Annotated in this window: 8 protein-coding genes and 2 pseudogenes; 1 reads left to right on the top strand and 9 read right to left on the bottom strand. The window is 41.4% G+C overall.

Annotated features, from left to right (window positions below):
- Positions 1 to 145: 145 nt before the first annotated feature.
- The 4 genes from dnaJ to hrcA form a co-directional block, all read right to left on the bottom strand.
- Positions 146 to 1300: a molecular chaperone DnaJ gene (gene dnaJ, locus HUK45_RS07405; protein WP_191911798.1), complete on the bottom strand. Its 1155-nt coding sequence runs from the start codon at positions 1298 to 1300 to the stop codon at positions 146 to 148.
- A gap of 120 nt (positions 1301 to 1420) precedes the next feature.
- On the bottom strand, positions 1421 to 3292 hold the full coding sequence (dnaK, locus tag HUK45_RS07400) for a molecular chaperone DnaK (protein WP_191911797.1): 1872 nt from the start codon (positions 3290 to 3292) through the stop codon (positions 1421 to 1423).
- 21 nt (positions 3293 to 3313) lie between these two features.
- A complete protein-coding gene (grpE, locus tag HUK45_RS07395; RefSeq protein WP_191911796.1) occupies positions 3314 to 3889 on the bottom strand; it encodes a nucleotide exchange factor GrpE in 576 nt (191 codons plus the stop codon).
- Positions 3890 to 3901: 12 nt separating this feature from the next.
- Entirely contained in the window at positions 3902 to 4951 is a 1050-nt protein-coding gene (gene hrcA / locus HUK45_RS07390; protein ID WP_191911795.1) for a heat-inducible transcriptional repressor HrcA, read from the bottom strand.
- 114 nt (positions 4952 to 5065) lie between these two features.
- Between hrcA and HUK45_RS07385 the strand changes: the two genes are divergently transcribed.
- Positions 5066 to 5437: a hypothetical protein gene (locus tag HUK45_RS07385; RefSeq protein ID WP_191911794.1), complete on the top strand. Its 372-nt coding sequence runs from the start codon at positions 5066 to 5068 to the stop codon at positions 5435 to 5437.
- A gap of 87 nt (positions 5438 to 5524) precedes the next feature.
- Here HUK45_RS07385 and ribF read toward each other — a convergent pair whose 3' ends face one another.
- The 5 genes and pseudogenes from ribF to HUK45_RS09805 all read right to left on the bottom strand — a co-directional run.
- The gene (gene ribF, locus HUK45_RS07380; protein WP_191911793.1) at positions 5525 to 6493 is read right to left on the bottom strand and encodes a riboflavin biosynthesis protein RibF; all 969 of its coding nucleotides are present in this window, start codon (positions 6491 to 6493) and stop codon (positions 5525 to 5527) included.
- A gap of 14 nt (positions 6494 to 6507) precedes the next feature.
- Positions 6508 to 7407 carry a tRNA pseudouridine(55) synthase TruB gene (gene truB, locus HUK45_RS07375; RefSeq protein ID WP_191911792.1) on the bottom strand — a complete coding sequence of 300 codons (900 nt, stop codon included), beginning with the start codon at positions 7405 to 7407 and terminating at the stop codon, positions 6508 to 6510.
- A gap of 58 nt (positions 7408 to 7465) precedes the next feature.
- Positions 7466 to 7831: a 30S ribosome-binding factor RbfA gene (rbfA, locus tag HUK45_RS07370; protein ID WP_191911791.1), complete on the bottom strand. Its 366-nt coding sequence runs from the start codon at positions 7829 to 7831 to the stop codon at positions 7466 to 7468.
- 15 nt (positions 7832 to 7846) lie between these two features.
- Positions 7847 to 9781, bottom strand: a pseudogene (gene infB / locus HUK45_RS07365) (translation initiation factor IF-2); the annotation flags it as partial.
- Positions 9782 to 9957: 176 nt separating this feature from the next.
- Positions 9958 to 10123, bottom strand: a pseudogene (locus tag HUK45_RS09805) (translation initiation factor IF-2 N-terminal domain-containing protein); the annotation flags it as partial.
- Positions 10124 to 10126 lie beyond the last annotated feature (3 nt).

The following is a 10126-nucleotide window of genomic DNA, read 5'->3' as shown; positions in this document are numbered from 1 at the left end:
TTATGGTTTTGCCAATCAAAAATTTTTCTTTTTAAGAATTGATTGTCTTTTTGTATAAAAAATACCACCCACATTTCTGTGAGTGGTATCGATATCCATCAATACCAGTTGACAGATACCCATATTACTAGCTTATTTTGACTCTTTATTTATCTTCAAATGCATCCCGAAGCTTGTCAAGGACGGTTTTCTTAACTCCCTTGACGTCTTCACCACTAGCAGCAGCAAAGGCCATCATTGCCTCTTTTTGACGCTTATTAAGACTCTTCGGTGTATGAACATGAACTGTAACATGTTCATCCCCATTGCCATTGCCATTCAAGTGGGGAACACCCTTCCCCCGAAGACGGAAGTTTGTTTCAGATTGAGTACCAGCAGGGATCTTAAGATTAACATCACCATGAACAGTCTTAACCTTCACTTCATCACCTAATGCGGCTTGGGCAAATGAAATATCTTGATCAACGTAGATCGTTGAACCATCACGTCGGAACTCCCAACTTGGCGTTACACGGAAAACAATGTACAGGTCACCATAAGGGCCACCATTTTCACCGGCATCACCTTGGTGTTCTAACCGCATTTGTTGACCATCATCAATTCCTGCAGGAACCTTAACTTCCAATTCATGCCGTTCATGAATATGCCCAGAACCATGGCACTTAGTACACTGATCTTCCGGCTTAATGATCTTACCAGTCCCGTTACACTCAGGACAGGTGGTTTGGGTTTGAATATTACCAAGGGGCGTCCGCCGTACGGTAAGAATGACTCCACTACCATGACATCGTGAACATGTTGCGGGAGACTTTCCAGGTTTTGCACCACTCCCTTTGCAGACGTCACATTGGGCATCCCGTTCATACTTAATTGTTGTGGTCTTACCAAAAACAGCATCCATAAAGTCTAACGTCATTGAATATTGCAAATCACGACCCTGACGTGGTGCCGTCGGATCAGCTTGACGACGACCACCGCCGCCAAAGAATTGACTAAAAATATCACCAAAATCGCCACCGGCAAAGTCACCATAGCCTTGTTGACCACCGAAGCCACCAAATCCTTGACCAGCTCCTGCATTTGGTCCTGCTGAACCAAACTGATCATATTGGGCCCGTTTTTGTGGATCACTCAGTACTTCATGCGCTTCATTAATCTTCTTAAATTTTTCTTCAGCACCAGGTTCATGGTTAATATCCGGGTGGTATTTCGCTGCAAGTTTCCGGTAAGCCCGATTAATTTCTTTTTCAGAAGCATCCTTTTTTACACCTAGGATGTCGTAGTAACTTTCTTCTGCCATACGGATCCTCCATTTATATTGCTTGTTTAGTTATACCATACATGACAAACGAAAGTAAAAGCCAAAGTCCTTTTCTCCGGCCTTTGGCTTTTAACAATTGTTTATTAACGGCTGATAGAATTACTTCTTGTCATCTGGGGTAACGTCCTTAAAGTCACCATCAACGGTCTTGCCATCATCGGAACCAGAATTATTATTGTTTCCGTTAGTGCCATTATTACCGGCATTACCTGTTTGACCGCCTTGAGCACCTTGGGCTTGTTGGTAAAGCTTTACGCTAAGATCTTGGATCACCTTATTTAATGCGTCCTTCTTAGCCTTCATATCATCTAAGTTGCCGCTTTCCTTAGCCTTCTTCAAGTCGTCACGAGCACTTTCGGCCTTCTTAATATCTTCTTCAGGAACCTTACCCTTAACTTCCTTCAAAGTCTTATCTACTTGGAAGAGTTCTTGGTCAACTTCATTCTTCAAGTCAACCTCTTCCTTCTTCTTCTTATCAGCTGCTGCGTGTTCTTCAGCATCCTTCTTCATTCGTTCAATTTCTTCATCACTTAAGCCAGAGTTAGACTTAATAGTAATGTTTTGCTTCTTATGAGTTCCTTGATCCTCGGCAGAAACGTTAACGATCCCGTTCTTATCGATATCAAAGGTAACCTTAATTTGAGGAACACCACGAGGAGCAGCTGGAATGTCAGTAAGTTGGAAGTTACCTAAAGTCTTGTTGTCAGCTGCCATTGGTCGTTCACCTTGAAGAACATGAATATCAACAGCAGATTGGTTATCAGCTGCAGTAGAGAAGATCTGGCTCTTGGATGTTGGAATAGTAGTATTCCGGTCAATCAACTTGGTGAAGACACCACCCATGGTTTCAATACCAAGTGAAAGTGGCGTAACATCAAGTAAAACAACATCCTTAACATCACCAGTAAGGACACCACCCTGGATAGCAGCACCAAGGGCAACCGCCTCGTCTGGGTTAATAGAGTGGTTAGGTTCTTTACCAGTCAATTCCTTAACCATTTCTTGAACAGCTGGAATACGAGTAGAACCACCATTAAGGATTACTTCATCAATATCATCAAAGGTTAAGTCGGCATCCTTCAAAGCATTCATAACTGGTTGCTTAGTCCGTTCAACCAAATCATTAGTTAATTGGTTAAATTGTGCCCGACTTAATGTCTTTTCAAGGTGTAGTGGACCATTTTCACCAGCAGAAATAAATGGCAAACTGATTTGAGCTTCTTGAACACCTGATAAGTCCTTCTTTGCCTTTTCAGCAGCATCCTTCAACCGTTGAAGAGCCATCTTATCCTTAGAAAGGTCAACACCGTTTTCTTCCTTGAAACCGTCAATTAACCAATCCATGATCTTCTTATCGAAGTCATCCCCACCAAGGTGAGTATCACCATTAGTAGAAAGAACTTGGAAGACACCATCGCCCAATTCAAGGATGGAAACATCAAAGGTCCCACCACCAAGGTCATAAACAAGGATCTTTTCATCCTTGTCTTTCTTATCAAGACCATAAGCAAGTGATGAAGCGGTTGGTTCGTTAATGATCCGCTTAACATCTAATCCGGCAATCTTACCAGCATCCTTAGTGGCTTGACGCTGAGCATCATTAAAGTATGCAGGAACAGTAATAACTGCTTGGCTAACTGTATCACCAATGTAATCTTCAGCGTACTTCTTCAAGTATTGAAGAATCATTGCAGAAATTTCTTGTGGAGTATACTTCTTACCGTCAACCTCAACGGTATATCCGGCTTCACCCATATGACTCTTAATTGATGAAATAGTATTAGGGTTAGTAATTGCTTGACGCTTTGCTACTTCACCAACTTGAGTTTCACCATTCTTAAATGAAACTACAGATGGAGTTGTCCGACTTCCTTCTGGATTTGTAATAATCTTTGGCTCGTTACCTTCCATAACGGCAACGGCGGAATTAGTAGTACCTAAATCAATACCAATAATCTTGTTACTTGCCATTGTTTATTCCCTCTCTTATTTTTATTGTGCAACTACAACCATTGCGGGACGAAGAACCCGATCCTTTAATTGATAGCCGGCCTGGAGTACCTTCACCACTGTTTCGGCCTTCTGATCACCTTCCACCGGTACTGTTTGCACTGCCTGGTGAAGGGTCGGATCAAACGGCTTACCGTCTGCATCAATCTCAGTAATTCCGTGGTCCTTTAATGCACTGATTAAGTGGTCATGAACCATCTGGATCCCCTTCTTTAGCTGCTGACCATTTTCGTCATGAACTTCAATCGTCAGTGCTCGTTTAAGGTTATCCAGAACAGGTAAAACGGACTTCGCTAAATCTTGACCATCATACTTTAGCAGTTGAGCACGCTCTTTCTTAAAGTGGGTAGTCATATTCTGAATTTCTGCTTCAGCCCGCAAATACTTATCGTCCTTCTCATCTAATTGCTGTTGTAAATCTTTAACTTGACTTTCTAATTTTGTCACTTGAGTCTGTAACTCTTTAGCATCAAACTGGTCGTTTTTTTCAGAAGCAGCATTTTTACTTTGGTGCTTTGCTTCCTTACCTGTTTGCTTTGCAGCTTTGTCTTCTGCCAATCGACTCGCCTCCTATGAATCGTAGTAATGACGGTAAAAGTTTAAGAGTCGTTTTGCTAGCTCCTGACGGAATGCATTCACTAAACCAATCGTCCGTGAATAAGGCATTCTCGTTGGACCTAGTACCGCAATAATGCCCTTACCATATTGGTCAACATCATAAGTTGCCGTGATCAAACTATAATTATCTAAGGCCTTATCTTTAGAAATCTCGGAACCGATTTTAACGTTTACCCCATCATCAGAAACATTTGAATCTAATAAATGAGATAATTGATCGTTATGGTCAAGCAAACTATACAGTGTCTGTAAGTCAACCGAATCATGCTTTTCTGAGAAATCTAAGAGATTTAACCGGCCGCCAACAAAGAATTGCTCACGTGCTGCCCTTGACACGACACTATCAAACAGATCCAAAAAGCCATCTGCACTTTGCATATAGTGCATCACCCGAAGCGGAATATCATCGTTCAGTCGTTTCATCACGTTAGCTAATGGCTGCCCCACTAGCTGGTCATTAATCATCCGAATAACGGCCTGGAGAGCATCTGTATCGTAATTTCGTGGTAACGTAAATGCCTGACTTTCGACATCACCGCTATCAGTGACTAAAATGGCGATTACCTTTCGATTACCTAACGGAACAACCCGAAAGCCGCTCAACCGGACATCGGCTTGTTCGGGCTTCAGTGTAAAGGCTGTATAGGAAGTAAGATCAGATAAAATATCAGCCGAGTGCGAAATGATCTCATCAATCTTTTGAAAACTTGTTCCTAGTGAATTTTGGATTACTACTAAATCATTGTCAGTAATAACCTCTGGATCAAGCAAATGGTCAACATAATAACGGTAACCCTTTTTAGAAGGTACCCGTCCTGAAGATGAGTGCTCTTTGGTAACAAAACCAACTTCTTCAAGAACCCCCATTTCATTTCGAACCGTAGCAGAGCTCACCTTAAAAGGCAACTGTTCTGCCAGGTGTTTTGACCCAACAGGTTGACCTGTTGCGGTATATTGACGTACAATCGCTTGCAGGATCTTGTTTTGACGCTGTGTTAGCATTTGTATCACTTCCCCTTTTAGCACTCTATAGGGTTAAGTGCTAAACACATGTATAATATAACAATCTGAATAGTAAAAGTCAAGAAACGTCAAATAAAATCTAGGAGTTTTTTAATGAAACATAAGAAGCAACGATTTATTCAGCCAAGTGGTCCCGAAGATGCTATGCGAATTATTCAGAAGCTCTTCAATAGTTACAGGAACGCCCCCCTAACAAGGGAGCTGCTTGACTATCATAATAATTTGATTAATCGGTTACAGACTGATATTCACGATGCCGTAATAAAAGCCGATAACGAGCGTCTCAGTAAAGATCTTGATGAAATGATAGAGATTATGCGTCGCTGGGTTTCAATTCGCCTATCGAACCGCCCGTTTAACGCTAAAATGCGCCACTTCAAGTTAGTTACGGACGGCGGCACAAAGTTTAAGCGCCATATTCATAAAATTAATCAATCAACCAATCATCGGGCAAGTCGTCATTAATAAAGGAAAAAGGCCGGAAAAGCAAAATGCTTCTCTGGCCTTTTCTATAATTAACGGTTTCTCAACTTCCAAACTCAATTGAAAGAATTAAATTAATAGTTGTTGTATGTCAGGAGTAATTTTTTGTAAATTCTGGCGGGCTAACTGTTCATCCTGCCTCATCTGGATAACAAGTTCGTCAGCACCACTAAATTTCATTTCACCACGTTGATAATAAAACCACCGAACCCTGACTTCTTCACCGTATACCAGCTGATCAAAGTCAAAAAGGTATATTTCAACAGTAAGACTATTTTGATCACCAAAAGTAATGTTATGACCGACACTTGCCATCCCACCATACCATTTTTGACCAATCTGGACTTGAACAGTGTATACGCCAATACCAGGAAGACGTTCACCTTCAGGAGTTTCAACGTTAATTGTAGGGAAGCCCAGTGTTCGTCCTCGTGCCAAACCATGAACAACGATTCCCGTTGTCGTGTAATAATAACCGAGCATCTGGTTAGCCAGCTCAACATCCCCCCGATCAATAGCTTTACGAATAACCCGTGAACCAATCTTATGGTTGCCATTACCGGTAAACTTGGGAACCGTAATTACGTTAAATCGGTCGTTAGCATACTTCGGTAAACGCGCCATTGTTGCCACCGCAGCTTTACCGTAAGTATGATCAAAGCCCGCCACCACAATTTTGGCGTGAAATCCAATTAAATATTGATCAACGAATTCTTGTGGTGAGAGACTCGCAAATGAAGAAGTAAAGCTAACTAAATATACCAAATCAACCCCTAATTGTTTTAGAAGATTTAACTTTCGTGGCGTTGTTGACAGATATTTAAAACCACCAGGATATTGTTGATAAACGATTCCAGGCGCATGATCATAAGTTAATACCGCTAGCGGGAGGCCTTCCCGTTCAGCAACCCTTTTGGCAGTATTAATCACTTGTTGGTGACCACGATGAACACCATCGAAGAAGCCCATTGCGAGCACTACTGGACCAGCAGGCACTAACTCTTTCTGCAATGGGTGGTGGATCCTTATTACTTCCACTTGTTCTTCCTCCTTCACTTTACAGAGAACATCTTTGTTGGTTTATATCCTTGAGCAGTTAAGTGGTATAGTGCCTTAGTCGACCCATCATATTTCAGGACCACATCACTTGCCACCGTTTGTAGCTCATCTTTCTTAAGCCAACCCCCATGCTGGACAGAATGCCATTGTGCCGGAGTTAATTCTACTGCTGGATATTCTTTTAATGCATAATCAATTGGGTAAAGATGCCGGTTGATTGTTTGGTGAGCTACCGCATCTTGAATATCGTTCAGGCTCAACGTTTGATCAAGTGTAAAGCCGCCACTTTCAAGCCGGGTTAGCCATTTCATCGCACCAGGATAGCCAAGTGAGCGCGCTAAATCAGCGACAAGTGTTCTAATATAAGTTCCCTTACTACACTTTACCTTAAAATAAACATGTTGTTCTTGGTGTATTGGATCATATTCGTTCCGACACATTATAAAACTACTAATTATTGCCTTCCGTCGTGGGCGTTCCACAATTTCACCAGCACGAGCATATTCATAAAGACGTTTACCATTTACCTTGACGGCAGAGTACATTGGCGGAATTTGAATAATTTCTCCCGTCATTTTCTGCATTGCTGTTTTAATTAGTTCACTACTAATTGACGCTTCAACTGGCTTAGTTTCAATCACTTCACCGTCAAAATCTTCAGTCGTTGTTGCTTTCCCAATTACTAGTTCTCCCTGATATTCTTTACCAGACTGTATCAAATATTCTACCACTTTAGTCGCATTACCGACACAAATTGGTAATACGCCATCAACAGACGGATCCAACGTCCCTGAATGGCCAATTTTCTTAGTTTTTAGTATTCGCCGCAATCGACTGACACAATCAAAGCTTGTCATTCCACGTTCTTTGTACAAGGGAATAATTCCATCCATATAATTCTCTCCATAAAAAAACGAACTAAGAGATAGCTCCCAGCTCGTTCATCCTTAATTACTTATCTTGTTCTTGCTGGTGAAGCTTATTGATCAGTTGATCAATCCGACTTCCGTAGGCAATTGACTTATCTCGTTCAAATTTAATTTCAGGTGTTTTGAAAATATTCAACCGTGCACCTAATTCACTCCGAATTAAACCAGTTGCCTTATCCAAACCAGCTTGAACTTTTTCCATATCAGAAGCTTTATCGGACAAGATACTGTAGTAAATTGTTGCTTGTTGAAGATCGCCAGTAACATCTACACCAGTAATGGTTACTCCTTGTACGCGAGGATCACGAACCCGCTTTAAGAGAATATCGTCAACTTCACGTTGAATTTCTTGAGCTAACCGATCAACACAATATTGCTTATTAGGCATTTTATTCACCTCGGTTTACTTAACTGGTACTTCCTTCATTTGGTAAGCTTCAATAACATCATTTTCCTTAATGTCATTGTAATTTTGAATTGTCAAACCACATTCAAAGCCAGCCTTAACTTCCTTAACATCATCCTTGAACCGTTTCAAACTACCAAGTTCACCGCTATAAACGACAATCCCGTCACGAACAAGCCGAACCTTGGAATCACGGGTAATCTTACCAGAAGTTACCATTCCCCCAGCAATTGTCCCAACCTTGGAAGCCTTGTAGATTTGCCGTACTTCAACTTGACCAATAGTTTCTTCTTTATAAACTGGTTCAAGCATCCCCTTCATTGCGTCTTCAACTTCTTCAATTGCGTTGTAGATCACCTGGTGGAGACGAATATCAATTTTATTTGAATCAGCTAATGACTTAGCAAGCGAAGTTGGCCGCACATTGAACCCAATAATAACGGCATTAGAAGCTTCAGCTAATGTTACATCGGATTCATTAATTGCACCAACAGCTTGGTGAATTATATCAACCCGAACACCATCAACCTTAATCTTTTGAAGACTTTGACTAAGTGCTTCTACTGAACCTTGAACATCGGCCTTAATGATTAATGGGAGAGTCTTCATTTGCCCCTTCTTCATCGTATCAAATAAGTTATCCAATGTAACGTGAGAAGTCCGTTTCCGTTCCTCTTCTTGGGCTTGTTCTGCACGCTTCTCACCAGCAGCACGAGCAGTCTTTTCATCGTCAAAGACAACAAAGCGGTCCCCTGCTTCCGGAACAGAATTAAGCCCGGTAATCTCGACAGGAGTTGATGGGGTCGCTTCCTTAATCCGCCGACCATTTTCGTTTGTCATCGTCCGAACACGGCCATAGGTGTTTCCAACAACAATTGGGTCACCAACATGCAAAGTTCCTTGTTGTACCAGAACGGTAGCAACAGATCCCTTACCTTGATCGAGTCGTGCTTCAACAACGGAACCAGCAGCATTTTGGTCTGGGTTAGCCTTCAATTCCATCATTTCAGCTTGGAGTTGAATCATATCAAGCAATTCATCAATGTTCTTTCCAAACTTAGCTGAGATGTTAACAAAGATTGTGTCACCACCCCAGTCTTCCGGAATCAAGTTGTACTTAGCCAATTCCTCAATTACCCGTTCTGGATTAGCACCTGGCTTATCGATCTTATTAACCGCAACAATAATTGGTGTTTTAGCAGCTTGGGCGTGGTGAATAGCTTCAACAGTTTGAGGCATAACACCATCATCTGCGGCAACAACCAATACGGTAATATCAGTGATATTAGCTCCCCGAGCACGCATTTCTGTAAAGGCAGCGTGTCCTGGCGTATCCAAGAATGTAATTAGATCATCCTTGTAATGAACTTGGTAAGCACCGATCTCCTGAGTAATTCCCCCAGCTTCATGTTCAGTAACATGTGAGTGACGAAGCTTATCAAGCAACGTAGTCTTACCATGGTCAACGTGCCCCATAACCGTAACAACTGGCGGACGAGAAACTAAGTGATCCGTATTGTTTTGCTCTTCTTCAAACATCTTATCGATATCTGAAATGTCTTCTTCAACCTTTTCCTTAGCTTCAATGCCGTAATCAGTTGCCAACAATTCGATCGTATCTTTATCTAAGGATTGGTTTTGATTAATCATTACACCGAGCATAAAGAGCTTTTTAATGATTTCGGCTGGTGAACGGTGCAAGATTTTTCCAAGATCTTGTGCATTCATTCCCTCGGTATATTCAAGAACATCTGGTAATGGCTTATCCTTTCGCTGAGTAGGTTGTTGATGCTTAACTTCACGAAGGCGACCATTGTTGTTATGTTTCTTGTTTCGCTTTTTGTTTTTCTTGTTGAATCGCTTACCCTTTCGACCAGATTCATTTAAGCTGCCACCAAAGCGACCGTTGTTATCATTTTGATGACGGTTATTACTTTGGCCTGATTGCTTAGAGGAATGGTTATTATCATGATGCTTTTGATCATGATGTTCATTTTTCTTGTTATGGTTAGCTTGATTTGTTGATTGTTGGTTTCCCTTATGACCTGCTTTTACCTGAGAATTTTTTTCGTGATGCTTAGCCTGCTTTTTTGATTGGTTAGCGTCATTCTTGTTGTTCCCCTTAACAACTTGACGTAACTTTTGTGCTTGATCAGGTGTTACAGATGACATATGGCTTTTAATATCCATCCCTTGATCCTTAGCTACATTTACAAGGCTCTTGCTTGGCATCTTGAGTTCTTTGGCTAATTCATAAATTCGTTCTTTGGCCATGTA

The organism is Limosilactobacillus urinaemulieris (genome assembly GCF_014838745.1).
In the GTDB taxonomy this organism is placed as follows: Bacteria; Bacillota; Bacilli; order Lactobacillales; family Lactobacillaceae; genus Limosilactobacillus; species Limosilactobacillus urinaemulieris.
The sequence above is the reverse complement of the archived record's forward strand: the minus strand, read 5'-3'. Positions and strand labels throughout refer to the sequence as shown.